The organism is Shouchella phoenicis (assembly GCF_047238345.1).
Classification (GTDB): Bacteria; Bacillota; Bacilli; order Bacillales; family Bacillaceae_D; genus Shouchella.
The window spans coordinates 1,910,977-1,936,656 of sequence record NZ_JBDFMQ010000001.1 but is presented as its reverse complement, the minus strand read 5'-3'; the positions used below and the strand labels follow the sequence as shown (position 1 = coordinate 1,936,656).

The following is a 25,680-nucleotide window of genomic DNA, read 5'->3' as shown; positions in this document are numbered from 1 at the left end:
AGGATGTGAGCCGCATTCGTATGACGAACAATTCGTGTGATTTGTTAGCAGTTGGTGCGCATCCAGATGATATTGAAATTGGCATGGGCGCAACAATTGCGAAATATGTGGCGGAAGGCTATACGTGTCAGTTTCTCACTTTAACGAAAGCAGAATTATCTTCTAATGGTGATGTAGAAACGCGTCAACTAGAGGCTCAAGCAGCTGCTGAAACATTAGGAGTTAAAAAGCGCGAGCAGCTAAGCATAAAGGATCGAGGTTTGGCATCGATTTCACCGGCGGAAAAGTTGGATCTTGTTCGTCGGATTCGGGAATGGAAGCCAAGGTTTGTATTTACTCCACTACCAGACCGCCATCCTGATCATGGTGCGTGTGCTGCGATCATGAAGGACGTACTTTTTGACGCTGGGATTCGAAACCTTTTACCGGAGTACGAACCGCATAAAGTGGATGCGCATTTTAGTTATTTCATAAATGGCTTTTCAAACCCAGACTTCGTCATCGATGTCGCGCATGTTTATGAAAAAAAGATTGCAGCTTTACAGGCGTATCAGAGTCAGTTTCAGCCGCATGGAGGGGTGCCTACCCCGCTAACGGATCAATATATTGAGTCTGTTATCGCTCGAGACCGCATGTATGCAAAAGAAGTGGGTTTAACATACGCAGAGGGATTTAAGACCTATCGTCCTTTAAACGTAACAAATTTATTTGAAAGGTGAATGGATATTGAAACCAAAAAAAATAGGGATTAGCTGTTATCCTACGGTTGGTGGATCTGGTGTGGTAGCAACAGAATTAGGGAAACAGCTTGCTTCAAGGGGGCATGAGGTCCATTTCATCACAACTGAAATTCCCTTTCGCCTTGATGATAAAGTGTATCCAAATATCTTCTTCCATGAGGTGGAAGTGAATCAATATGCTGTATTTAAGCATCCACCGCATGATTTGTCTGCTGCGAGCAAAATAGCTGAAGTTATCCGTACCCATGAACTTGATTTTCTTCATGTGCATTATGCGGTTCCTCATGCAGTCTGTGCGATATTAGCAAAACAAATGAGCGGCAGAGACATAAAGATTATGACAACGCTGCATGGTACAGATATTACGGTGCTCGGATTTGATCCTTCTTTACAGCCTTTAATTCGGTTTGGCATTGAACAGTCGGATATTGTTACGGCCGTTTCAAAAGATCTTGTTCGACAGACTCAGGAATTAGTGGGTACAGTTAAGCCAATTGAAACGGTTTATAATTTTGTTGATGAAGAGGTTTACTACCCTAAGCCTGTTGAAGGTCTAGCGAGTCATTATGGGATTGCTCAAGATGAACATGTCGTCATTCACATCTCAAATTTCCGTCCTGTGAAACGAATTCTCGATGTGTTAAAAAGCTTTTCACTCATTTTACAGAGGGCGAAGGCTAAGCTTTTATTAATTGGGAATGGTCCAGAGCTACCGATTGCTAGGCAGTATATTAAAGAGAACAAATTGGACGATCATGTGCTTGTTTTGGGCAATCAAAAGCATATTGCCGAATTGTTATCAATGAGCGATGTCATGCTTTTACTGAGTGAAAAAGAAAGCTTCGGTCTAGTGGCGTTAGAAGCGATGGCTTGTGGGGTTCCTGTAATTGGTACGAAAATTGGCGGCATTCCTGAAGTGATTGAAGATCAAAAGAGTGGTTTTCTCGTCCCTGTTGGTGATGTGGTGCAGGTGGCAGAGCGGGCTCTCGAACTTTTAACAGATTCTCATAATCATCAGCGCTTTAAAGAGCAGGCGCTAAAAAGAGCGAGGCAAGAATTTTATTCACAACGAATTGTGAGTGAATACGAGCGCTTGTACGAAAAGATGCTTCTTAAGGATACCGCCAATGATTCCTAAGGAAGTGATCGCGTGTTTACGTGAATTAAACGAAGCAGGCCACGAAGCCTATCTTGTTGGTGGAGCGGTTCGAGATTTGTTATTAAAGCGGGATGTTCATGATTATGATATTGCAACGAGTGCGTCCCCGCAACAAATTGAAGCCTATTTTAAGAAAACGTTTCGGATTAACGAACGGTTTCAAACAGTAAGTGTGCATCTTCACACTGTTCAAGTTGAAATTTCAACGTTTAAAGGAACGTCACTTGTTGAAGACTTACAGGCAAGAGATTTTACGATAAATAGTTTAGCCATGACTGCTTCTGGTGACGTGATTGATTATACAAATGGACAAAAGGATTTACAGGCGTGTATTCTTCGTGCGTATCAACCAGATATCGTGTTCCAAGCAGATCCTTTACGGGTTCTGCGTGCAGCGCGGTTTATTAGTGATCTTGGCTTTAGTGTAGATGATCAAACTGTACGTGCTTGTATCGATGCGCTACCTCTCTTTTCAACGATTGCCCGTGAGCGAATTGCCCATGAATGGTTAGGCGTGTTAAAAGGGACTCATAAAGGAGAAGCAGGTTCGTTTCTACAATATATTCACTTGGAACAAGTGCTTCCGTCTCTTCGTTTAAATGAGACGATTTATCAGTACCTTCATCGTTTGTCTTCTGTGGTATGGGACACTGATGAGAGGGCGTGGGCAGAGTACAGCGTACTTGTAGGAAGTGAACATGTCATTTCCTCGTTTCCTGTTTCGAATCAATTAAAAAAACAAGTTAAACAGCGATATGGTTTTTTTCAAGAACGACAACGATCTAACTGGACACCTTGGATGCTTTATCGAGCAGGGGTTTCTGTTGCCTTTGATGTAGAGCGCATGCGTCAAGGACGAGACTGGCCTTCTCTCAGTCGCACTCAACTTAAAGAAGCCCATGATGAATTGGCGATTCACTCTAAGGACGAACTTGCGATAACGGGAGCAGATTTATTAGAGCAAACAGCAGCAAAACCAGGACCTTGGATTAAAGAAAAGCTGGAAGAATTAGAAAAAGGGGTCGTTGAGGGAGTGCTTGAAAATAAGCGAGCTTGTTTGTTAAAGCAAGTATGAACGAGAAAGGACAAACGATGAAGGCATTATTAGTAAAGCTGTTACGATCAGGCGAGTACGTGTCAGGGGAAGCCATAAGTTCAAAGTTGAATGTTAGCCGGACCGCAATTTGGAAACAGATTAAGGCACTAAAAGAACAAGGCTATAAAATTGAATCGACGACGAATAAAGGGTACCGTTTGCTCCAGAGCCCTGATACAGTTCATGCACATGATATTATAGGGCGAGTGTCGACGGAAGCATTTGGTAAAACCGTATTTGCTTATAATTCTGTAGAATCCACGCAACCGTTAGCCCATCAAGTGGCTACAAATAAAGGGTTTGAAGGAACGCTTATTGTGGCGAATGAACAAACCCAAGGGAGAGGGAGACTTGGTCGTAAGTGGCTCGTAGGAGAAGGACAAACCATTTCCATGTCCTTAATTTTGCGACCGACTATTCCAATTGCACAAACGCCCCAACTTACATTAGTCGCTGCCGTTGCTGTAGTGAGAGCCATCGAAAGCGTGACCGGAGTCGATTGTGAGATTAAATGGCCAAACGACTTATTGGTTAATGGGAAAAAGCTTGTCGGCATCTTAACCGAGATGGCGGCAGATCCTGACCAACTTCATTATGTCATTGTCGGGATGGGTATTAATTGCCAACAGTCCGGAGATGACTTTCATGCGGATGTAAAAGACATTGCTACATCCATTTATCAAGAAACTGGAAAAAAAGTTCATCGAGCGACTTTAATTGCAGAAGTGATGAATGAGTTTGAATGGCTCTATCGATGTTACCAAGAAGAAGGTTTCCATGTGATTAAACCTTTATGGGAAGCTCGGTCCATTTCTCTGCACAAAAAAATTCATGCACGAACAGCTAAACAAGTGATTACAGGTTATGCTAGTGGGCTAACAGATGAAGGCCAGTTATGTATAACAGATTTAAATGGGAACACTCACCTAATTCACTCAGGAGATATTGAACTCGACACAACCTCCTGACCCTTGTTATACTAATGGATGCAAGGGCTGTATCTGCTAGAACGGCACCCGATAAATGGATGGGAAAGAGCCATCGTTAGCTTCGATTCGAACGAAGAACGGAGACTAAGCGCGATGTGCTTTTACACACCCCCTTGCGATGAGCAGGGGGGTAAAGCCGTTTCATGCAGTTCAAATTTGAACACATGAAACTGGAGGCATTAAACATGAAAACGACAAAACAATTTTTACAAATGAAACAACAGCAAGAACCAATTGCTATGCTCACCGCTTATGATGCACCATCAGCTAAGCTTGCAGAACGTGCAGGCGTAGATATGATTTTAGTTGGTGATTCTTTAGGAATGGTTGTATTAGGGTACGATTCTACAGTACCTGTTACGCTTGACGATATGGTCCTCCATACGAAAGCGGTAAAACGAGGTGCTAGAGACACATTTGTTGTAACAGACTTGCCATTTTTTACGTATCACAGTTCGTTTTCGGAAACTGCGCATCATGCAAGACGATTGTTGCAAGAAGCAGGGGCCGATGCTGTGAAACTTGAAGGTGGCGTTGAAATTGCTGATACGGTAAAAAATCTTGTTTCCGCTGGTGTGCCTGTCGTCGGTCATATCGGGTTAACTCCACAATCCGTTGGCGTGCTAGGCGGTTACGCTGTTCAAGGTAAGGATCAAGAAACAGCAGAACAACTGCTTGCTGATGCGAAAGCGATTGCTGATGCAGGAGCATTTGCAATCGTGGCTGAATGTATACCGCATCAACTTGGCACAGCATTATCTAATCAACTGTCAGTTCCTATAATTGGGATTGGCGCTGGTAATCAAACAGATGGCCAAGTGCTTGTGTATCACGACGTTATTGGCTATGAATCAGAGCGAGTCGCTAAATTTGTTAAACAATATGTGAACATCTCGCATACGATTCAGGATGGTCTTGCACAGTATGTCCAAGAAGTAAAAGCACGGGATTTCCCGACGGAAAAGCACCAATATACGATGAAAGATTCGGACTGGCTGTCGGTATACGGTGGAGGAAGCGAATGATTGTTGCGAGAACGAAGCAAGAATTGCAGCAGGCGTTAAACCAATTCCGTTTACCAACTCACTCAATTGGCTTCGTGCCGACAATGGGCGCGTTGCATGAAGGGCATGTATCATTAATGGAGGCGGCGAAAGCAAATCATTCAATTGTCGTTGTGTCCATTTTTGTTAACCCGCTGCAGTTTGGACCAAATGAAGATTTTGACTCGTACCCTAGACAGCTTGAAGCCGATCAAAAGATAGCCCGTGAAGCAGGTTGTGATGTTCTTTTTTGTCCTTCTGTTGAAGACATCTATCCAGATGGATTTTCGCAAATCATTCATGTCCAGCAAGGTGCGGATGTCATGTGTGGAAAGAGCAGGCCTGGTCACTTTGATGGCGTTGCAACTGTGGTGTTAAAACTGTTTTCACTTATTAGACCGGATGCTGCTTATTTTGGAGAAAAGGATGCACAGCAACTAGCCATCATTAAACAGCTTGTAAACGAGTTTTTTATGCCAATAAAGGTGGTAGGCTGTAAAACGGTTCGAGAAGAAGATGGATTAGCTCGGAGCTCTAGAAACGTTCATTTAACGAACGAAGAACGACAGTATGCGCCGCTTTTATATGACGCGTTACAACGAGCAAAAGCGTCTAACAAGCGAAACGTCCAAGAGTTAATTGAGGAAGTACGTGCATCGTTAGCTCAAATTCCAATCGGCTCCATTGACTATGTAGAAGCATATGAATATCCATCATTAAAACAAGTAGAGATTGCGCAAGGACAAATGATTTTAGCTCTTGCTTATCAGTTCTCGCACGCTCGACTCATTGACCATGTTCAAATTGACTTTAGCAACCGAGGTGAAGCGTAATGTATCGAACAATGATGAAAGCAAAATTACACCGCGCGCGTGTAACCGAATCAAATTTAAATTATGTTGGCAGTATTACGATTGATGAAGATCTTCTAGATGCCGTCGATCTGATTGAGAATGAAAAAGTACAAATCGTTAATAACAACAATGGTGAGCGATTTGAAACATATATCATAAAAGGAAAACGTGGCACAGGAGAAATTTGTTTAAATGGTGCAGCTGCACGAAAAGTTCAGCCTGGGGACGTGATTATTATTTTGAGTTACGTCATGCTTGAAAATAAAGAAGCCCTTGTGCACACTCCTAAAGTGGCCATTTTAGACGAAACCAATACGATTGTAGAAATGTTAGGAACAGAACCAGCTTCTACCGTCTTATAAATCGAATATTCCCTCCCATAAACATGCAAACTGTGAGTAGAGCATATTGCTGGGAGGGGATTTTTTTGAAAGAATGGTTAAACGAATGGTACAGCTTGTATGAATCAGTATGGGCGTTACCGCTTAAACAACAAACGAAGCAAATGGATACGTTAGAGGAAAAGGTTGAGCTGCTGTTGACGACATGGGGATCATTGGATGAATCTATGCAGGAGTTGAAGCGTAAAGTCAAAGAGGAAGCTCACTTATATCAGTATCAATCTAAAGGAACAATCTTGTTTGATCAAGGTCAGTTTCAAGAAGCGTGTGCGCAATTAAAACAAGAAGAGCATGTGGAAAAGGACGGAATACGCTGTTTGTATGTAGGCTATGCTTCCTTGTATCAAAATGATTTAGCAGAGAGCGAAGCGCAATTCCAGTATGTACTGTTCTTAGAAACACCAGCGTTAATGACGCATTTGGCGTATAAAGGACTAGGGTTGATTGCCATTGTTCAAAATGATATCGAGACGGCTATTCAGTATTTAGAAAAAGCGCAACCCTTAGCAGAAAATCATGAACTCATGTATAATTTAGGTGTCTGCTATTTTACGTTAGGGAATTACGAATACGCGACTACATGTTTTCGACACTATGCTTACCACGTAGAGGATATTGATGGTCTTTACGCATTAGCTCTGTCTCTTGTGCAAGGAGGTGAGTTGGAAGAAGCTCGGGCAGCTTTTTTACAAGTCATTGAAAATCTTCATGAGCAAACAGCGTTAGTCGCTGTAGCGCACTTAATGGAATGGATAGGCGAACATGAGCTAGCGTGTTATGCATATGAGCATTTAATGATACAATCAGGCAAAGAACCACGTTGGCTACATGGATTTGCTTGGAATAAAGCATTATCTGGCGATGAAAGAGCGGTTCATTTATTAAGTGAACTTGGCCATACCGACCCGGAAGCGAAAAAATCGTATGAATGGATTCAAGCAACAATGAAGTAAGGCCGGGTTTTGAATTGAGGTGTAGAAGTGTCACAGTCTTATGTCGTGCTTGATTTGGAGACAACAGGGAATTCTCCTGATCAAGGAGCACGGATTATCCAAATTGGAGCTGTAAAGGTGGAAGGTCATCGAATTACAGATCGATTTTCAACGTTTGTCGATCCGCTTTGTGATATTCCCCCTTTTATCACTGAGTTAACGGGAATTTCTGAAGAACATGTAAAAGGTGCCCCTACATTTGAAGAAGTAGCTGTGGAGGTCCTTGCATTTTTAGAAGGAAGTCATTTTGTTGCGCATAATGTTCCGTTTGATAAAGGATTTTTAAAGAAGCAGTTGGAACGTGTTGGCTATTCATTTCCAACCTGCTTTACCATTGATACGGTGGAATTAAGTCGAGCCTTGTTACCTACATTAGATAGTTATAAATTGTCTGATCTAACCGTTTATTTTGATATGGATCATTCAAGGCCTCACCAAGCTGACAGTGACGCTGAAATGACGGCGGAACTGTTTATCTTTTTACATAAAAAGCTCTTACAGCTTCCATTAATTACGTTACAAGTGTTAAAAAAAGTAACGCTGTCTTTAAAGAGTGATTGGGCTTTTTTAATTGACCAAGGCATAGACCGTGCTTTAAAAGAACTGAACCAAGAAGATGAAACAGTGGATGTGTTTAGGCAACTTGCATTAAAGCGTGTCATACATGATGAGAAAGAAAAAGAGAAAGAAGCTTTGCCGGATACATTCGAAGCATTTGAAAAACAACTCTTCTCAAAAGATGGGACCCTTGCAAGCCAGTTTGAGCATTATGAAGTCCGTGTTGGACAAGAAGAAATGGCGAGTGCTGTCTATGACGCGTTCTCAGATTACGCGCATGCGCTAATTGAAGCAGGAACAGGTACAGGCAAAACATTAGGGTACTTAATTCCAAGTATTTACTACGCGAAACAGACTCAAAAGCCAGTCGTTCTTTCCACTTATTCGATCCCTTTACAAGAGCAACTGTTGAAAAAAGACCTTAAGCTAATAAAAAATGCATTAGGCATTTCAGTAAATGTAGCAGTGTTAAAAGGAAGACAGCATTATTTAGATTTAAGAAAGTTTGAAGAGGCGATTTTAGATCGTGAAGACGGGTCATACGATGTTCAATTAACCAAAGCACAAATTCTTGTTTGGCTTTTAGAAACGTCTACAGGTGATGTAGAAGAAATAAATTTATCAAGCGGTGGTCAATTATTTTGGCGCACGGTGCAAAGCGATGCCTCCTCTGATTTAGGTCGGTTCAATCCTTGGTTTTCACGGTGCTTCTTTCATCGTTCTAGAAAAGTAGCAAAACAAGCAGATGTCATTATTGTTAACCATGCGTTGTTAATGACAGATGTTCATCAAAAAAGAGCGATAATCCCAACCTATAGTCATGCTGTCATTGATGAAGCCCATCATCTCGAAGAAACCGCCATTGATTATTTTGGGTTGTCTGTTAATCATTTATCCATCGGTTTCTCGTTATCGCGTTTGTTGCAGTTCTTTAGCCAACATCAGCAAAATGAGACTTTTGCACAAATGGAGAAGGACAGCATGGCTGTCTTAACAGAAATAAAAGATGATGTTGAAGAATTATTTCGCATGCTTCATGCTTTTGTGAACGAAAGGCAAACAGAAGCAACCGACATTGGGCGAGTAAGTTATGTGTATAAAAGTTTTAATGAAGAAGGTTTGCTTTGGCAAGGCATCTTAGAATGCGCGATGCGGGTTCAAATGAGTAGTCAATCTGTTCTTAAACAATTTTTAACGCAGCTCAATCAAGAAACGAATGATGAGCTTGACTATCAACAACAATCATCTTTCGCTAACTTTAAATCAATGATGGCTTCATTCGAAGAAGAAATTACCCAGCTTTATGAGTTGTTATTGGAATACGATGAGGACTATGTGTATTGGATTGAAGTAGAGCCAAAAGGGGCAAAAAATGCGACGTATTTGTACGCTAAGCCAATTCGCATTCATGATCGCTTAGCAGATGAGTTTTTTGCGAAAAAGAAAAGTGTTGTTTTAACATCAGCAACGTTAACGATAAAACAATCATTTGATTATGCGTTAAAGCGCTTGGGGCTAGAGGATTTCGGCGTGCGAACGAAGCAAATTGCTTCGCCGTTTTCTTATGACAAACAACTAAACGTGCTTATTCCGACAGATATTCCTGATGTTCGAGGTCAAAATGATCAACTGTTTATTCAGGATGTTGCCATAAAACTGTGGCGGTTAACGGATGCGACACATAAAAAGTCACTTGTTCTGTTTACGTCTTACGATATGCTCAAACAAGTTTATCAGTACGTAAAAGATTTAGATGAAGATCATTGTTTTACGCTGATCGGTCAAGGGATCACTAGTGGTTCTCGATCACGTCTATTGAAATTATTTAAACAAACAAGTGGTTCGAGTATTTTATTTGGTACAAATAGCTTTTGGGAAGGCATTGATCTAGCAGGTGATGCACTCGAACACTTAATTATTGTGCGGCTGCCGTTTTCACCTCCAAATCAACCGTTAACCCGTGCACAAATTAATGCGGCAAAAGAAAATGGTGAGAATCCGTTCACAGATCTATCTTTACCCCAAGCCGTTATTCGTTTTCGCCAAGGGTTTGGCCGTTTAATTCGAACAACGACTGACAGAGGTAATTTCTTCATTTTTGATAGACGTGTTGTCACAACGCGATATGGAAAGACATTTTTAGAGTCATTGCCGACAACACCGGTTTATGAAGGGAAATTTGAGCAGCTACTTCAAGAGCATGTCAATAATCAGGAGGAACGATAGTGGATACACTCATTTTTAATGCAAAAATCATTACGATGGATAATGAGGAAACGGTGATTGATCACGGCTACATTCGGTTCAATCACACAGAAATCGTCACAATTCGTTCAGGCGACCCTTCAGCTCAAGAAAAAGAAGCTACATCCGTTATAAATGCGAATGGAAAATGGCTAATGCCAGGTTTGGTGAACACCCACGGACATCCTGGCATGTCTTTGCTAAGAGGAATAAATGACGATCAGCCATTACAAGATTGGTTAGAACAGTCAATATGGCCGAATGAGAGGCAATTTGATTCGCAGACTTTAAAAGTGGCCAGAGACATCAGCATGATTGAAATGATCGAATCGGGTACAACCTCATTTGTTGATATGTATCATCTAGGGTTACCAGCTTTTGCTGAGGAAATTGAAAAAGTAGGATTACGTGCTACTTTAATGCGATCGGTTATTGGACTCTGTTCAAAAGAAGAACAAGATGAAAAATTAGCGGAGTCACTAGCATTTGCGACTTCTTATCGTGGAGCAGGAAACGGTCGTATTCAAACGATGTTAGCGCCTCATGCGCCATATACATGCCCGCCGGATTACATTGAACGAATTGTGGAAGCTGCACGAAATGAACATTTGCCTGTCCATATGCATCTTGCTGAAACAAGAAAAGAAATTCACGATTATATGGATCAACACGGTATGCACCCGTTAGAGTTATTAGAAGAGCGGCGTTTATTAGAAGGTACAGACTGGTTATTCGCTCACTGTGTTCATATGTACGAGCAACATTTTGAACTCATTCAGAAGCATGGTGCCATGATTTCTCATAACCCGATGAGCAATTTAAAATTAGGTTCTGGCGTCGCGCAAGTTGCGTCAATGCTAAAGCATGATATTCCCGTTTCGCTCGGAACAGATTCTGTTGCATCAAATAACCATTTAGATTTGTTTGAGCAAATGCGTTTCGCTGTCTTGCTACAACGAGGGGTTAACGAACAAGCAGATCTTGTTACAACGTACGAAGGGTTACAAATGGCGACGGTAAATGGTGCAAAAGCTTTGTTTCAAAAGAATGTGGGTGCGTTAGTTGAAGGGTATGAAGCCGATTTTATTATGCTTTCTCCACATCAAGCTCACTTTTTACCAGAAGAAAATCTTGTTTCTCATCTTGTTTTCTCTGCGAAAGGAACAGATGTAACTGATATGTACGTGCAAGGAAAGCCACTTTATGAAAACAAATCGTTTACTACGATGGATAAAGAAAAAGTTTTGTTTGAAGCAAAACGCCATATTCAAACAAAAAAAGGGTGAGGTTCTTGCTGTTTAGCTTGAAAAGCATGAGCTCCTTTGATACATTTTCCATATATCGTTATAAAAAAAAGCTTATCGATCTTGTCGATAAGCAAAACGCTACATACGGCAGCGTCGTGAGGTGTAGGTAGAAGGTTTTTAATCGATTTCAGCCTGCATATCCTCTGCACTTGCAGTTGTTGGATAAAAGACAGCAGGAAACACTGTTTGCTTTAATGGAAAACAGCAAATGTCTTCCAACGTTTGGTTTCCTCTGCGAAGTAAGGACCACTCGTCCTTATGTTGCTGAAACCAATCGGCTAAGCCGTTTTGTTCCATTTGAACGCCCCCCTTCTGCTGGCGTAGTACTATTTTGCCACGAAGAAGACAGGCTATGTTTAGTAAAGTTTGTGGAGAAGTCTAGATATTGGTTGGTATACTTTAACGTAGAGAGGCGAGTGAAGAAAAAATGGAAAATGCAGATACAAAAATGAAAGTTTTATCAACTGTTACGGTTGACCGTACAGATGATTTTTATAAGGTGGTTGATCAATTAAATCGCACGTTAAAAGATAAAGGCTTAACGTTTGGGTTTGCGCTCGATGAAAAAGATCAAGAAAAAATTGTGTTTACCATTTATGAAGTGTAGAGGGAACTATGAGACGTAAAGGCATTTATATTGCTTTAATAACAGGCATTTTTCTCGTAAGCGGGTTAAGTATTTGGCTGTACCAAACGATCCGATCCCCTTTGTTAGCGGAAGCGGAAGATGGTGCATCTCTTGCTTTAAGTGAAGAAATGTTAACGCAAGTTGATGATGTTACCTACTACCATGGCGGAGAAAGCTACTGGGTCTTATCTGGTGCGAATGAAGAAAACGAAAATCAACTGTTATTTATGAACCAAGATTGGGAAGAAACAGAAGAATACTATCTGTTTAACCAAGAAGATGGTGTAGAAAAAAATGAAATGGTTGATACTGTAGCAGAAGAGTTAAATGTGGCGTCGTTTGAATCCATCCAACTGGGGATTGAAAATGGACAGCCTGTTTATGAATTTACCTACGTGACAAATGGCTCACGAGTATTTTATTATACGTTGTTTGAGACAGGTGAGTATTTAAAAAGTTACAGCATTCATACAGCGCCTTAAAATGGAGTGCTATCGACTTTTAAGAAGCGCTCAGTTATAATGTTAGTCGGAAATAAAGGACGAATTGTACGTTCAGGAGGAATGAAAGATTTGAAAACAACCATTTCCCAAGTGGGTCAATATGTAGAACAAGAAGTAACAATCGGAGCATGGCTCGCCAACAAACGCTCGAGCGGCAAAATTGCGTTCTTACAACTTCGCGATGGAACGGGCTTTATTCAAGGCGTCGTTGTGAAAGCCGATGTAGAAGAGGCACTTTTTCAAAAAGCAAAAGGGTTAACACAAGAGACATCGCTCTATGTAACGGGGGTTGTTCGTGAAGACGATCGATCTGCATTCGGCTACGAATTAACTGTGACCGATCTTCAAGTCATTCATGAAGCAGAAGGGTATCCAATTACACCGAAAGCACATGGAACGGAATTTTTAATGGATAACCGTCATTTATGGATTCGTTCAAAAAAACAGCATGCGGTCATGAAAATTCGAAACGAGATCATAAAAGCAACCTACGAGTACTTTTTTGCGAATGGCTTTACAAAATTAGATTCACCCATCTTGACGGGGAGTTCACCAGAAGGAACGTCGGAATTGTTTCACACAAAATACTTTGAAGAAGACGCGTTTCTTTCCCAAAGTGGTCAACTTTATGCTGAAGCAGGTGCAATGGCGTTGAACCGTGTGTTCACATTTGGACCAACGTTCCGGGCGGAAAAATCAAAAACCCGTCGCCACTTAATTGAATTCTGGATGATTGAACCAGAGATGGCATTTGTGGAGCACGAAGAGAGCTTAGACATTCAGGAAGCGTATGTGTGTCACTTAGCAGCGCATGTGTTAACTCATTGTGAGCTGGAGCTTGATCTTCTTGAACGTGATAAAGACAAGCTTGCTGCAATTAAAGGGCCGTTTCCACGTATAAAATATGATGATGCCCTTGCGCTTTTACATAAAAAGGGCTTTGATGACATTGTGTGGGGCGATGATTTTGGTTCACCACATGAAACGGCACTTGCAGAGCATTATGATAAGCCTGTATTTATTACGCATTATCCAAAATCGTTAAAACCGTTTTATATGCAGCCGGCTTCAGATCGTGATGATGTTGTCCTATGTGCAGATCTTATTGCGCCTGAAGGATACGGTGAAATTATTGGTGGCTCTGAGAGAATCCATGACTATGATTTATTAAAACAAGAAATTGAAGCACATGGATTACCGTTAGAAGCGTATCAATGGTATTTAGATCTTCGAAAATATGGATCTGTGCCCCATTCTGGTTTCGGTTTAGGTCTTGAGCGAACCGTTGCATGGATGTCAGGCATTGAACATGTACGTGAAACGATTGCGTTTCCACGATTATTAAATCGTCTATATCCATAAAAATGGACAAACCCTTTAACGTATTTACTTACGTTGAAGGGTTTTTTCATGTTCATCATGCTCTGCTTTTCTACTGCCTAGAGGCAGAAAAACGTGTTATACTTAGGGAGTTAGAGGTGGTAACTGTGAATGAAATGGTAGCATTGAAATGGGTTCAGCAAAAACAAGTAACTGTGCCTCATCTTCTTTTAGAACATTATGCAAAACTGAACATAAACGAGACAGAGCTCGTTCTTTTAATACAAATTCAACGCTTAATTGATAGTGGCGATTCATTTCCGACGCCACAAACGTTAAGTGAACAAATGACGCTTTCAGTAGAAGAGTGTGCCGAAAAAATTGGACAGCTTGTACGGAAACGGCTTTTACTTATAAAAAATAGTCGCGACGAAGAAACGAATATGATGTATGAATACTGTTCGCTCGAACCACTTTGGGTGCTGCTCATTCAGCATCTGGAAACAAAGGAAAGCGAAAAATATGGAAACAAAGCGGCTGAACAGGAAGGCCAACTGTTTCAGCAGTTTGAACAAGAATTCGCACGCCCTTTATCCCCTATTGAAGTAGAGACCATTTCCATGTGGATCGATCAAGATACGCATACTTTGGCACTCATTCAAGCTGCCTTAAAAGAAGCGGTCATTTCGGGTAAACTAAATTTCCGTTATATTGACCGTATTTTATTTGAATGGCAACGGAATGGAATTAAAACCGTAGAGCAGGCACATGCTCATAGTGAGCGTTTTAGAAAAAAAACACCAATCCCAACGAAAGAAAAAGAGCGCAGACAAGCACCAACACAATCCGAAAACATTCCTGGATTTAATTGGCTAGAAAATTTGTAAGGAGCAGAAGATGTTATCAAAAAAAGATACCCAATACGCGGTTGATCAAATGGGAGAGATGTTTCCAGAAGCCGAATGTGAACTGATTCATAAAAATCCGTTTGAACTGCTCATTGCTGTTATGTTATCGGCCCAATGTACAGATGCCCTAGTGAACCGTGTTACGCCTGGCTTGTTTGCTAAATATAAAACACCAGAAGATTATATCGCCGTTGATTTAGAGGAATTACAAATGGATATTCGCTCTATTGGGTTGTATCGAAATAAAGCAAAAAACATTAAGAAAATGGCGCAATCTCTTATTAACGACCACGGTGGTGACGTACCTGCTGCAAGAGAGGCGTTAGAGGCGCTTGCTGGGGTAGGTCGAAAAACGGCAAACGTTGTGACAAGCGTTGCCTTTAATATACCGGCAATTGCTGTTGATACACATGTTGAGCGAGTGTCAAAGCGACTAGGCATTTGTCGTTGGAAAGATTCGGTTAAACAAGTAGAAGAAACGCTCGAGAAAAAGATCCATAAACCTGATTGGTCCGACGCCCATCATCGAATGATATTCTTTGGGCGCTATCATTGCAAGGCGCAAAACCCACAATGTCAACAGTGTCCATTAGCATTTATGTGTCGAGAAGGAAAAAAACGATTGAAAGGGGTAGAGGAACATGGATAAAGTCGTTCCTCTGTCTTTCTGTGTCCAGCCGTTTTATAAAAATGGTGCGCACATAATTATTCATCCGTCTCATACATTTTTGGAGCGTCAGTGGGCGCATCCATTCTCTGAAGATATTACGATGTTAACGAAACCTTGGCAAACGGGTGCAACGGAAGCGATTCGTATTTTAGTCGACTCGTTTGAGAATAATCAAGCTACGTATAAGGCTTACTTTAAAGAAGGCAAAGCAAAAGAAATTGCGCATGAACAAAATGTCATGAAAGCGATGATGGTGCAGGCACTATTTTGGCTAAACGGTCAAAACGTTGATTTAATGAATCTGAAGCAAGCCATATCTTCATTTGCTTACACGCCTTTGAATGCGCAAGATCGATTGGGTTTTATTTTATCCCATCAAAATGATCGAGCATTCGTTCAATTATGTTCCTTTATGGATGACCTTAAGAAATTGAATGAACGAGTCAATCTGTTAAAGAGAGGAAGTCAACTGTGAATAATACGAAAGAGCAGCTGGATTTAACGGAATATGAAATCAAGCAATGGCATCGAATTCAGGAAAAACAGACATTATCGATTGCGTTAAGTGGCCATTTCTCTGCTGGGAAATCATCGCTTATTAATCATCTAACAGGTGTCTCCATTTTACCAACTAGCCCAATTCCGACGAGTGCAAATCAAATCACGATCGCATACGGGGATCTAGAGGTAATCGTTGTTCATGTTGACGGTTCAGAAAAATCTTTTCGTGGAGAAATCGATTGGGAAGCAATTAAACGCTATGCAATGGATGGAGCCAATGTTGAAAAGCTTAATATTTATGCACCGATTCCATTTTTAAAACACGCCGGTAGTTTAGTCGATACCCCAGGAGTCGATTCAACGGACCCAACCCACCAAAATATGACGCTTGAAGCGCTTTTTACAACAGATATTTTGCTTTATGTCATGGATTATAATCATGTGAAGTCCGAAACCAACCTCGGCTTCTTAAAGCAATTATCAGACGAAGGAAAGCCTTTGTTCATTGTTGTAAATCAAATCGATAAACACAATGAAGAGGAGCTTTCTTTTCAAAGCTATAAAGACAGCATTATTGAAACGTTGGCGAATTGGTCGATCCAGTATCAAGGCTTCTATGTAACAACAATTAAAGATTCTCCCTATGATGAGCTTGATCGCTTGAAGAATGCGTTATTTTCGCTTTTTTACTATGGGCGTGACTTAGTTCAAGCTGGCAAACAAAAGATTGAATATAGCTTTTATAAATCGATCCAGCGCAGAATTGAAGATGATTGGGAAGAGGAGCGCGCCTCCCTTGAAGAAACAATTCAATCAATCGGGTTTGAGCTGGATGATATAGAAATGTATCGTCAACGTTTGAAAGCATTAGAAGAGACGGAAGCTGGATCAAAAAATCGGCAGCAGCGTGTATTAAAAGAATGGGACGATTTATTTCGGCAAGCAACGCTTTTTAATTCGATGCTAACAGAAAAAACGCTCCACTGGTTGCACGCAATGCGCCCAAATTTTAAAATTGGTTTCTTGTCGTCAAAACGGAAAGTCATGCAGGAGCGACAACGGCGCCAAGCAGAAGTCATAGAGGAATTAAATGATCAGATCAACAAACAAGTCGTGTTTCATTTAAAACAAACATTGCAATCGTTTCCACTTTCTGAAATGTCAAACCAGCAGCGTTTTTTAAGTTTGGTTCATAATGTGGCGTTTACGGTTTCTCCTGCTTTTTTAGATGAAGGAGTCCCGGACTCAACTTTTGCTGATTCTTTTGTGTATCAATTTACGAAAGATCGTACAGAAGCGATTAAACGACAACTAAAACAGCGTGCAGTTGATGCCCTTGACGATGCAAATGAACAATTAACAGCGTATGATCAAAAGCAAGGCGAGCAGGCACAAGCACAATATCGGGAAATGAAAGAGCTTGAACCATATGTAGCGCATTACGTTGCGAAAAAAGACAAAAAGGAAGCATTAAAGCGCTTAGCAGACAAAGAAGCAAATGAACGAGATGATCGCGGGGCGTTTGCCAAAGTATTAAAAGAGAAAATAAACCAAAACGTTATTTTTGAAGAAGAAGATACGACGTGGAAAAACCAAGTAAAAGCAAGTGTTGGCAAGACGATCTTAACATCAGTAGCAAAAAAAGAACATGTTGCTGAGCGACCGCTAGGTATTTCAGACGAAGATATTCATCATTTGCAAACTGAATTAAAGCGGTTAAACAAAAGCGACGTCACACAAGATTGGCATCAGCGACTTCAAATAGAAGCTGAACACATTACAACAGAACAATTTACCCTATCGCTATTCGGAGCTTTCAGTGCAGGAAAATCAAGTCTGGCCAATGCTTTGTTAGGCGGAATTGTTTTGCCGTCATCCCCTCATCCAACAACGGCAACTGTGACGACTGTGACCCGTCCTACTGATGATTACGGCCATGGCGACGTTCATATTCAATATAAGTCATACGAACAACTTAGAGGAGAGCTCGCGTCAATCTCGCAACTGCTCGAAGTAACTGTGAGCCTTGAACAACTTCAACGATTCCGAACGCAAACGTATCGGGTGACGACAGCAGCAAAAAAACAAGCCCTCTCATACATTGAAACGTTGCAACATAGCATGAAAAAATATGAATCGTGGTTAGAACAAGAAGAAATGGTATCAATGAATGAGTTGAATGAAAAAATTGTTCATGAAGAAGTTGCTTGTTTTATTTCCCGAGTAACGATTTATTATGAATGCGAATGGACTGCAAAAGGGTTAACGTTAGTCGATACGCCTGGGGTAAATTCAATTAATGGACGACATACGAATGTTGCTTACGAACAAGTTAAAGCATCAGATGCGATTCTGTATGTAACCTATTACAATCATTCATTTTCACGAGCAGATGCACAGTTTATCGAGCAGCTTGGAAAGATGAATCAACACTTTTCTTCTAAAAAGCTTTACTTTGTTTTAAATGCCATTGACCTAGCCGCAAACGAAGAAGAGCGGCAAGGGGTAGAGTCTTTTGTATCCCGTTCATTAGAAGAAGCGGGCATCGATCGACCTGCATTATTTTCGCTTTCAAGCAAAGAAGCTCTTATGAAAGTGTCTTCATCAACTGATTTTCAACAATTTCAACAAGAATTATATGGACCGATGCTTCGTGCTTTGAAAGATGCGAATCGAACACAATTTGTCGAACATGTTCAGCAATATTTGATTTATTTACAAGACGCGCAAACTTTTGCTTCTTTAACAGATCATGAAAAATCCACACAGCTCATTCGGTATGAAGAAAGCCTGTCAAAGGCGCAGCAAGGGTTTTATAAGGATGAAGCAGCGTCGTTATTGATGGAAGTAGAGCAAGAGGCAAGTGAATTATTTGCTTACTTACGTGAACGAACCCCCTATATCAGTCGGGACCGTTTCATTGAATTTGTAAATGTAGCGACCATTGTAGGTTCTTCAAGAAAAAAACAAAAAGAAGCACTTGAACAGCAGCTTCTGTCGTGGAATGAAGACAGTGTGTTTTATGTGAATCAAGAGCTAAAAGCGACGAGAATTCGACTTTCCCTTGAGTTACAGCGTTCGTTTGAGCAGTGGAAAAAGGTGTGGCAACAAACCTTTCAGACAGATATACCAGGCTTCCCATTTCCAAAAATGAAAAAGAGCTTTGCCTCTCATCTGTCGCCTGATTTGTTAACAAGTACGCTTCCTATTCAGTCACATGTAAGTCAATTTACGTCATTAAAAACGTTTTTCGAACAGCAGCAAGTAAAGCAAGTAAAAGAACAGTTGATTGATGAGCTTGTCCAACAAATCCGTACAGGATTAAGAGAAGAAGAAGGGAGGAGTAAGGACTGGCTTAAGCATGAAACAAATGATGTATTCAAAGAGTGTAAAGCAATGCTTGATCAGCAAATAACCCTTGAACTTGCAAAGCGAAAGCAGTTAAATACGAAAGCAATTCAGCAGGATCTACAAACGGAAATAAACGTTATAAAAGCTTGGCTGCAAGCAAAAAAAGCGTAGGGTTCGTAAAACCCCTACGCTTTTTCTCTGTTTTATTCGTTACTCTTCATCGGTTTCATCAGGTTCAGAATCCGAACCATTGCCATTTCCAGAGTCTGGATTGGTGTCTTCGGAGCTTCCTGAGTCATCATCAGGGCTGCCGGAGTCGTCTTCTACATTGCCGCCTTGATCCGAAGATCCTTCATCTGGAGATGTATCAGTGTCTGTAGAGTCTTCATCGTTAGAATCATCACCCGTATCGCCACCATTGCTGTCATCGCCACCATCTGTATCTTCATCTTGTTGTGGCTCTTCTTCTGTTGGTTCCTCTTCGACCGGTTCTTCTTCTACTGGCTCTTCTTCCTCAATCTCTTCTTCCTCTTCTTCCTCCTCAATGGTTGCTGTTACGGAAACAGAAGAGCTTTCACCATCGGTGCCGTCTGTTGCTCGGGCCCTCACGCTAAATGTATAGCTTCCAGGTGTTACATTTGAGACAGTGGCACTTAAGGAATCAGGTGAAACATCTAAAGAACCAGAGCTAACACTCGTTTCAAATTCTACGTCATCTAATACGTCAGCAGGATAGGACCATGTGAATGTAATGGTTTCCGCTTCTTCATTATAACTGTAGTCAAGTCCACTAGGATCTGGAATATCTTGCGCAAATTCTTCAGATACTTGAGATGGACCAGAGCCGCGCACAAATAGTTCCGAAACGATTTCACTGCTCGGTGTTCCTGCACTTGGCAATTGACCGGTTCCACGCTCAACGCTAATCCGTTCAACAGAATCAGGCATCGTGAAATCAGACGCTTGAACCCCTTCATGCATGCCCGTCATAATATGGCGGAACAAATTACGGGTAATTTGATTGTGCTCACTCGTTAAATAGTTGTCGCCGCGTCGGTCGGTAAAGCCAATCCATGTGGATAGGGTGTATTCCGTACTGTAGCCGGTAAATGCAGATGTAGGAAACGCGCCAGCATTTTCGCCTATATTTAAATTTGCATAATCAGCTGGTGCAAAGTTTGATGTTCCTGTTTTACCTGCAATAGGAACATTTGGTACTTGAGCTGTTGTCCCTGTGCCATCAGTCATGACTGATTTCAACATGTCCGTAACCATATAACCAGTGTAGTCTTCCATCACTTGTTCTGTTTCCGGCTGAACGTTAATTTCACGACCGTCTGGGTAAACAATTTTTCGGATGGTATACGGCTCCGTGTGAGCTCCGTTATTTCCAAACGCTGCATAAGCCCCGGCAATATCTTTTGTCGATCCTTCTGCTGGCCCTAATATACCAGATTCAACTTGATCGCCACCAGGTTCAAACATTCGCTCTAAAAATTCATAGGCGTTTTCTTGTCCAGCTTCATTTAGTGCTTTAACCGCTGGTACATTACGAGACTCTGCTAACGCTTGACGCATGCGCATATTGCCTTTATATTGACGGTCAAAATTTCGAACAGCTGTATCGCTCTCAGTCTCATAATTGTATGGTTCATCGGCAATGATATGACCGGTTGACCATTGTTCGTTTTCAATAACAGGGCCATAGCCGAGAAGAGGTTTCATCACAGAACCATGGTTCGTTTGAATGGATGCGTAGTTATTAACGCGCGCATCGTTTTCTTCTGTTCCGTTCCCCATCGCACGTACAGCACCGGATTCGGTATCAAGGAGCGTAACGCCAACGCGGAAGTCTTCATTATCTGGGAACGGTAATCCTTCGTATTCACCAGATTTTAGTACAGAATCGACTAAATCTTGTGCTTGTGTATCAAGAGTCGTGTACACACGTAGGCCAGAGTGGTAAATTTCGTCTGTTGTAAACCCTAAATCATCAAGCTCTTTTAACACTTCATCATAAAACGTGTACCAGCCAGAGTCTTCTGTTTCTGTATAGTTAATTTGTTCATTGATGTCTGTATTACGAGCTTCTTCCGCTTCTTCGGCAGTAATGAAATCTTCTCGCTCCATTCGATCAATAACGACGTTTCGACGTTGTTCATTGTTCTCAGGATTTCGAACGGGATCAAAGTCTCTTGGACGTTGAGGGATAGCAGCCAACACAGCGGCATCCGCAACGGTTAAGTCTTCTAAGTTCGGTTTATCAAAGTACGCTTCTGAAGCAAGCTGAACGCCGTAGCCAGCAGAAGGTCCTAAATTAATTTGATTTAAGTACATTTCTAAAATCTCATCTTTCGAATACATGCGCTCAAGCTGAATGGCGAGATACGCTTCTTGAATCTTTCTCGTTAGCTGTTTATCTTGAGATAAGAATAAGTTCTTCACAAGCTGCTGGGTAATGGTTGAACCACCTTCAGCGCCAAAGCCTTCACGTAAGTTGGCGACAACAGCACCACCTAATCGACGTACATCTACGCCAAAATGTTCGCGGAAGCGGTGATCTTCAATCGCCAGAAAAGCGTTTTGCAGATGATCGGGCATATCGTTAATATCTGCATTAATTCGATTTTCGCCACCTGTTAAGGTGAACACGAGTTCATCGTCCATGTCGTGCACTTGTAACGATTGCGGAAGCATTAGTTTCTCGCGCTCAATATCTGGTGCGTTTGCAACGATCACACCGATTGCCACTCCGCCACCAATTAAACCAACCCCAAAGAGAATGAGTAACGTAATGAGGATTTTTTTAAACAGTGGTTTTTTAGGTTTTTTCCCGCCGCCGCTGCCATCATTTTTTGGCTTCTTTGGTTTTTTATCGCTCGTTTGCGCATGTTTGCGCTCTTGGCGTGATTTATATTCATCTGCCATATTTTTCTCCCCTTTTGGTGCTAGTTAATATAGAGTTCATCAACTGTCCGTAAATAATCAATAAATGGCTGATAGCCAGTGTGGACATGGTGTCCATACGTCATAATATCCGCTTTTTTAATCGATTTTCGTTCTTTTTGATGATCGTAAAAAGAAATGAGTACAGCTGCATCTAGTAAAAAAACTTCTTTCGTATCTTGAAACCGAATTAAGAGAAAACAGATCCCGTTTTGCTTCACCACATTACGCATGTGATCAACTTGGTGTTGGTGAATGTTTTGTAAGGGAAAGGATGTTTTATTCTTCGTTTCCTTCGCTTCGAAATCAATATAGTGACCTTTGTATACACCATTATAATCTGTTGTCGATGCTTGTTTAAAGTACGCTTCTTTAATGACCGCCGCGCTACGTTTAGGATAATCAACATTTACAATTTGGATCGGCGTCGGTTTTTTATGAATAACCGCTTGTTCTTTAAGTAAGTAAAACGTATTTGATTCGTCAATATCAGACTCAAAAGACATACCTCTCCCACCATACGCAATCGATGTTTTGCTAGAGTGTGGAGACGAATTTGATCGATAGCGTTTGCCATTAGGGTACTGAATGGACATGTTCTCACAACCTTTCCAATAAATTTGTCCGCATGTTTTTGAGTTAATCGAGGAAAGGTAAATAATGAGCCAATATATAGTTTAACACACAATGGAAAAAAGTAGCGGAAGAGAACACGCGATCTGTTGAAAATTTAATGAAAAAATGAGGGAAAACATGAAATGGACCGGCAAGTTTTATGGGCAAATGTAGATAATATTGCACGAACAAAAGCGTACGAGCAATTTGGAAAGCGTCAACCGGAGATTCGCTGGGCGCGATTAGCAGGGATCGTTTCTCGAAATGCAGGCTGGAATTTAACAGATTTAACAACGTCAGCGTTTCAGACCGTGTTGCCATACCCGACCCGTCAAAAAATCGCTTGGATTTATGAACGAGCAAACTGGTTAATCTTTCGAGATGCATACCCGCAGTTACTTTGCTATCAACATTATAAAACAACAGGGGTTTGGGATTGGTCAAACGTAAAGCCATATGGCGTGTCCATCTTTATGTACAACGAATGGCGACGTTTTCTAGAAGAAAAAGATGAGTGGCGATTAATGATTGCCCTTATCATTAACGAGCAGATGATGATTGAGCAACAATTGTTTAAAAGTCCTGAAGTAAAGCTGTTTTTTAAATCAGCCCTTTATAAAATGGAAGAGTTGCTTCATTTTAGCTATGTTCTTTTCCCGCACTGGCCACTGACGAATCAAATCAGATACGGAGAAGTTGTTCAGCATTTTGCGCAACCTAAAAAACGAATTCAATTAGGCGTAAACTTAGCACATTTGCTTTATGATCCAGACTTACATTATTGTTTTCTGCAATTTATGGAAGAAGTTGAACCGACAGGCTCTCGTAAGGATTATGATAAATCGGAGAAGAGTTTACCGTTACGCGTTGTGTACCCACGAATTTCGCACAAGCCGATCATCGCCGTAGATTGGTATGAACAGTACGACAAAGACGAAATTGAAAAACTGTTTCAACCATTGAAGGAGTATCAACCGAAAAAGATAAATGTGGTGCTTGCTAAAGCAGAACTCGCATGTTTGGAGTGGTTTGGGAAAAAGAGTCATCGAAATCCGTTTATTCATAAGAATTCCCTCCAATAAAGTCACTTTTTCAAGTGGATCTATTGGAGGGAGCTAATTGTTACATAACCGTTTTTCTTTGTAAATTATTCAGCAGGTCGATTTGGCCCACCTAATTTTTTGTCTAATCCGGGAACTGTATTTTCACGTTTAGGTGTTTTCTTTGTACCTTTTTGTCGTTGTTTATTCTCTTTCAACAAAATCACCCCCTTCTTAACAGTATGAGGCATTCTGGTTCCGTTTATCCGTCGAAAAAAGGGGAGTTCTATGCATTCCTACAATCTTTGTTGAATGGAAACTAGTTTTGTCAGTCGTGTAGGAAAAAGAAATTGATTAGAGAACATGTATAGCAACGAAATCATGTTGAGGGGTGAACGAAAATGGCTCAATATAAAACAAAAGAAATGTCAGTCGAACTTGGTGTAAATCCTACGACGATTCAACGGTGGACAAAATTTTTCAAAATCTCGTGCGAAGTGAATGAACAAGGTCATTTCTTATATACGGACGAACACGTGCCTTTATTTAAAACGATACAAGAACAATTAAAAGACGGAAAGAAATTAAAAGATGTGACAATTCAGCAGAAACAATCGAAGGTCGTTCCATCTGTACCGAAAAAGCAATATGACGCGAAGCTTGAAAAAATGTATCATCAAGTGAGTGTGTTAGAGCAAAGACTCAATACAAAAGCAGATGATGTTGTGAGTTATCAGTTATTAAAACACCGCTCTGAATTAGATGATATGGTGAATGTGCTTAATCGACTTGAACAACGATTGAATCAAATGGAAGACCGCTATCAAACGGAAAAAAAGGGCTTTGAAGAACCTCAGCGAGGGCAACGACGATTTCCAAATAAGACGTGGAAAGCGATCCTATCGTTTTTTAGCTTTTAAAATTCCTTTAACCTTGCTACACTCGAAAATGAGGTGTAGAAAATGGAAAAGCTTAAACAGTTAACAACTGCATTATTGTCTTTAACAAAAGAGGCGGAAGCATTTTATATTGATGTTGTAAAGCAAGATAAAGCGTATGAGGTAGACTTTTATGGCAAAGTAAAACCATTTGCTGATCGTGTTCAACCTCTTGCACAGGAATGGGCGAGTGAGGTGAAACCATTCTTGATGCAACATTACACAAAGCTTGTTCACATAAGTCAAGTGGAGCAAACGGTAGAAAATTTGGATGTTGTAGCCATTAAGTCATTTTATCCATCATCAGGGATGCGACGTCAAAGAGAGACGTTTAAATCGGTTCGGTTTGTACTGGAAAATGTATTGGAAGAAATTAAAATCGCACAAGTGGATTGATCATGATGAACACGAAAAAGCGCAAACAGCGCTTTTTTTTATGGGAAAATAAAAACAACCAGCTAGCTAGCTGGTTGTTCTGTTCGTTTTAGCTGCGGTCAAAAATGATTAGGTACGACAAAAATCCAAGTGTAGCCACTGAAAGGATATTTAGTGTCCAGCGTAAAAATGTGTCAGGGCTATCGCCCTCTCCAGCTTCTGCAGCAGCTGCTAAAGCGTTTGGTTCAAATACGGCAATGGAAAGAACTGCAATCATAATAAGAGCAAACAAACTTTTTTTGAACATTGTATGACCTCCTTTATCGTCCGTTTGAAAAAATATGTATAAGGGACGTGCAAACGTTCACACATCTTATTATAAAAGATGTCAATCCCATGTGCAAGCGGACTATTCCTTTTCTATTTGAACGACACTATGTTAAGATTATTTCATTATTACTAGTATTTTATGTGTGTGGATGTTCATGCTGAAAGGACGTAT

At 40.9% G+C, this 25,680-nt stretch carries 25 protein-coding genes; 20 read left to right on the top strand and 5 right to left on the bottom strand.

Annotation, left to right across the window (positions count from 1 at the left end; all coding sequences use genetic code 11):
* The first annotated feature begins 20 nt into the window (after nucleotides 1-20).
* The 10 genes from bshB1 to ABC361_RS10370 all read left to right on the top strand — a co-directional run bounded on the left by bshB1 (nucleotide 21) and on the right by ABC361_RS10370 (nucleotide 11,362).
* On the top strand, nucleotides 21-719 hold the full coding sequence (gene bshB1, locus ABC361_RS10415) for a bacillithiol biosynthesis deacetylase BshB1 (protein ID WP_413075753.1): 699 nt from the start codon (nucleotides 21-23) through the stop codon (nucleotides 717-719).
* Nucleotides 720-726: 7 nt separating this feature from the next.
* Nucleotides 727-1,878, top strand: a complete 1,152-nt coding sequence (bshA, locus tag ABC361_RS10410) for an N-acetyl-alpha-D-glucosaminyl L-malate synthase BshA (RefSeq protein WP_413073922.1) — start codon at nucleotides 727-729, stop codon at nucleotides 1,876-1,878.
* Nucleotides 1,868-2,974 carry a CCA tRNA nucleotidyltransferase gene (locus ABC361_RS10405; RefSeq protein ID WP_413073921.1) on the top strand — a complete coding sequence of 369 codons (1,107 nt, stop codon included), beginning with the start codon at nucleotides 1,868-1,870 and terminating at the stop codon, nucleotides 2,972-2,974. Before bshA ends, ABC361_RS10405 begins: the two co-directional genes overlap by 11 nt.
* A gap of 17 nt (nucleotides 2,975-2,991) precedes the next feature.
* A complete protein-coding gene (locus tag ABC361_RS10400) occupies nucleotides 2,992-3,963 on the top strand; it encodes a biotin--[acetyl-CoA-carboxylase] ligase (protein WP_413073920.1) in 972 nt (323 codons plus the stop codon).
* 206 nt (nucleotides 3,964-4,169) lie between these two features.
* Nucleotides 4,170-5,009, top strand: coding sequence for a 3-methyl-2-oxobutanoate hydroxymethyltransferase (gene panB, locus ABC361_RS10395; protein WP_413073919.1), 840 nt, complete (start codon nucleotides 4,170-4,172; stop codon nucleotides 5,007-5,009).
* Nucleotides 5,006-5,860 (top strand): pantoate--beta-alanine ligase, encoded by an 855-nt coding sequence (gene panC / locus ABC361_RS10390; protein ID WP_413073918.1) that lies wholly within the window; start codon nucleotides 5,006-5,008, stop codon nucleotides 5,858-5,860. Before panB ends, panC begins: the two co-directional genes overlap by 4 nt.
* Nucleotides 5,860-6,243, top strand: coding sequence for an aspartate 1-decarboxylase (gene panD / locus ABC361_RS10385; RefSeq protein WP_413073917.1), 384 nt, complete (start codon nucleotides 5,860-5,862; stop codon nucleotides 6,241-6,243). The genes panC and panD overlap by 1 nt, the downstream gene beginning before the upstream one ends.
* A 65-nt stretch (nucleotides 6,244-6,308) precedes the next feature.
* Nucleotides 6,309-7,235 carry a tetratricopeptide repeat protein gene (locus tag ABC361_RS10380; protein WP_413073916.1) on the top strand — a complete coding sequence of 309 codons (927 nt, stop codon included), beginning with the start codon at nucleotides 6,309-6,311 and terminating at the stop codon, nucleotides 7,233-7,235.
* Nucleotides 7,236-7,262: 27 nt separating this feature from the next.
* Nucleotides 7,263-10,058, top strand: a complete 2,796-nt coding sequence (dinG, locus tag ABC361_RS10375) for an ATP-dependent DNA helicase DinG (RefSeq protein WP_413073915.1) — start codon at nucleotides 7,263-7,265, stop codon at nucleotides 10,056-10,058.
* Complete coding sequence (locus ABC361_RS10370; RefSeq protein ID WP_413073914.1) at nucleotides 10,058-11,362, top strand: amidohydrolase; 1,305 nt, start codon at nucleotides 10,058-10,060, stop codon at nucleotides 11,360-11,362. The genes dinG and ABC361_RS10370 overlap by 1 nt, the downstream gene beginning before the upstream one ends.
* Before the next feature lie 138 nt (nucleotides 11,363-11,500).
* Here ABC361_RS10370 and ABC361_RS10365 read toward each other — a convergent pair whose 3' ends face one another.
* Nucleotides 11,501-11,680, bottom strand: coding sequence for a hypothetical protein (locus tag ABC361_RS10365; RefSeq protein WP_413073913.1), 180 nt, complete (start codon nucleotides 11,678-11,680; stop codon nucleotides 11,501-11,503).
* Nucleotides 11,681-11,810: 130 nt separating this feature from the next.
* Between ABC361_RS10365 and ABC361_RS10360 the strand changes: the two genes are divergently transcribed.
* The 7 genes from ABC361_RS10360 (at nucleotide 11,811) to ABC361_RS10330 (ending at nucleotide 19,435) form a co-directional block, all read left to right on the top strand.
* On the top strand, nucleotides 11,811-11,990 hold the full coding sequence (locus ABC361_RS10360; protein ID WP_413073912.1) for a YpmA family protein: 180 nt from the start codon (nucleotides 11,811-11,813) through the stop codon (nucleotides 11,988-11,990).
* Nucleotides 11,991-11,998: 8 nt separating this feature from the next.
* Nucleotides 11,999-12,493 carry a cell wall elongation regulator TseB-like domain-containing protein gene (locus tag ABC361_RS10355; RefSeq protein WP_413073911.1) on the top strand — a complete coding sequence of 165 codons (495 nt, stop codon included), beginning with the start codon at nucleotides 11,999-12,001 and terminating at the stop codon, nucleotides 12,491-12,493.
* Between the two features lie 81 nt (nucleotides 12,494-12,574).
* A complete protein-coding gene (gene asnS / locus ABC361_RS10350) occupies nucleotides 12,575-13,876 on the top strand; it encodes an asparagine--tRNA ligase (protein ID WP_413073910.1) in 1,302 nt (433 codons plus the stop codon).
* A 134-nt stretch (nucleotides 13,877-14,010) separates the two neighbouring features.
* Nucleotides 14,011-14,721: a DnaD domain-containing protein gene (locus ABC361_RS10345; protein ID WP_413075752.1), complete on the top strand. Its 711-nt coding sequence runs from the start codon at nucleotides 14,011-14,013 to the stop codon at nucleotides 14,719-14,721.
* A gap of 10 nt (nucleotides 14,722-14,731) precedes the next feature.
* A complete protein-coding gene (gene nth, locus ABC361_RS10340; RefSeq protein ID WP_413073909.1) occupies nucleotides 14,732-15,391 on the top strand; it encodes an endonuclease III in 660 nt (219 codons plus the stop codon).
* Nucleotides 15,384-15,887, top strand: a complete 504-nt coding sequence (locus tag ABC361_RS10335; protein ID WP_413073908.1) for a YpoC family protein — start codon at nucleotides 15,384-15,386, stop codon at nucleotides 15,885-15,887. The genes nth and ABC361_RS10335 overlap by 8 nt, the downstream gene beginning before the upstream one ends.
* Nucleotides 15,884-19,435, top strand: coding sequence for a dynamin family protein (locus tag ABC361_RS10330; RefSeq protein ID WP_413073907.1), 3,552 nt, complete (start codon nucleotides 15,884-15,886; stop codon nucleotides 19,433-19,435). The genes ABC361_RS10335 and ABC361_RS10330 overlap by 4 nt, the downstream gene beginning before the upstream one ends.
* A 39-nt stretch (nucleotides 19,436-19,474) precedes the next feature.
* On the opposite strand, the gene ABC361_RS10325 is transcribed toward ABC361_RS10330, so the two are convergent.
* Together ABC361_RS10325 and recU are read right to left on the bottom strand one after the other, a co-directional pair.
* On the bottom strand, nucleotides 19,475-22,192 hold the full coding sequence (locus tag ABC361_RS10325) for a PBP1A family penicillin-binding protein (protein ID WP_413073906.1): 2,718 nt from the start codon (nucleotides 22,190-22,192) through the stop codon (nucleotides 19,475-19,477).
* 20 nt (nucleotides 22,193-22,212) lie between these two features.
* Complete coding sequence (gene recU, locus ABC361_RS10320; RefSeq protein ID WP_413073905.1) at nucleotides 22,213-22,806, bottom strand: Holliday junction resolvase RecU; 594 nt, start codon at nucleotides 22,804-22,806, stop codon at nucleotides 22,213-22,215.
* A gap of 162 nt (nucleotides 22,807-22,968) precedes the next feature.
* On the opposite strand from recU, the gene ABC361_RS10315 reads away from it, so the two are divergent.
* Nucleotides 22,969-23,907 carry a DUF2515 family protein gene (locus ABC361_RS10315; RefSeq protein ID WP_413073904.1) on the top strand — a complete coding sequence of 313 codons (939 nt, stop codon included), beginning with the start codon at nucleotides 22,969-22,971 and terminating at the stop codon, nucleotides 23,905-23,907.
* 65 nt (nucleotides 23,908-23,972) lie between these two features.
* On the opposite strand, the gene ABC361_RS10310 is transcribed toward ABC361_RS10315, so the two are convergent.
* Nucleotides 23,973-24,083 carry a spore protein gene (locus tag ABC361_RS10310; protein WP_413073903.1) on the bottom strand — a complete coding sequence of 37 codons (111 nt, stop codon included), beginning with the start codon at nucleotides 24,081-24,083 and terminating at the stop codon, nucleotides 23,973-23,975.
* A 183-nt stretch (nucleotides 24,084-24,266) separates the two neighbouring features.
* Between ABC361_RS10310 and racA the strand changes: the two genes are divergently transcribed.
* Nucleotides 24,267-24,785 carry a chromosome-anchoring protein RacA gene (gene racA / locus ABC361_RS10305; protein ID WP_413073902.1) on the top strand — a complete coding sequence of 173 codons (519 nt, stop codon included), beginning with the start codon at nucleotides 24,267-24,269 and terminating at the stop codon, nucleotides 24,783-24,785.
* A gap of 42 nt (nucleotides 24,786-24,827) precedes the next feature.
* A complete protein-coding gene (locus tag ABC361_RS10300; RefSeq protein ID WP_413073901.1) occupies nucleotides 24,828-25,199 on the top strand; it encodes a DUF1798 family protein in 372 nt (123 codons plus the stop codon).
* 88 nt (nucleotides 25,200-25,287) lie between these two features.
* Here the strand turns inward: ABC361_RS10300 and ABC361_RS10295 are convergent, their stop codons facing one another.
* Nucleotides 25,288-25,485, bottom strand: a complete 198-nt coding sequence (locus ABC361_RS10295; protein WP_413073900.1) for a hypothetical protein — start codon at nucleotides 25,483-25,485, stop codon at nucleotides 25,288-25,290.
* Nucleotides 25,486-25,680 lie beyond the last annotated feature (195 nt).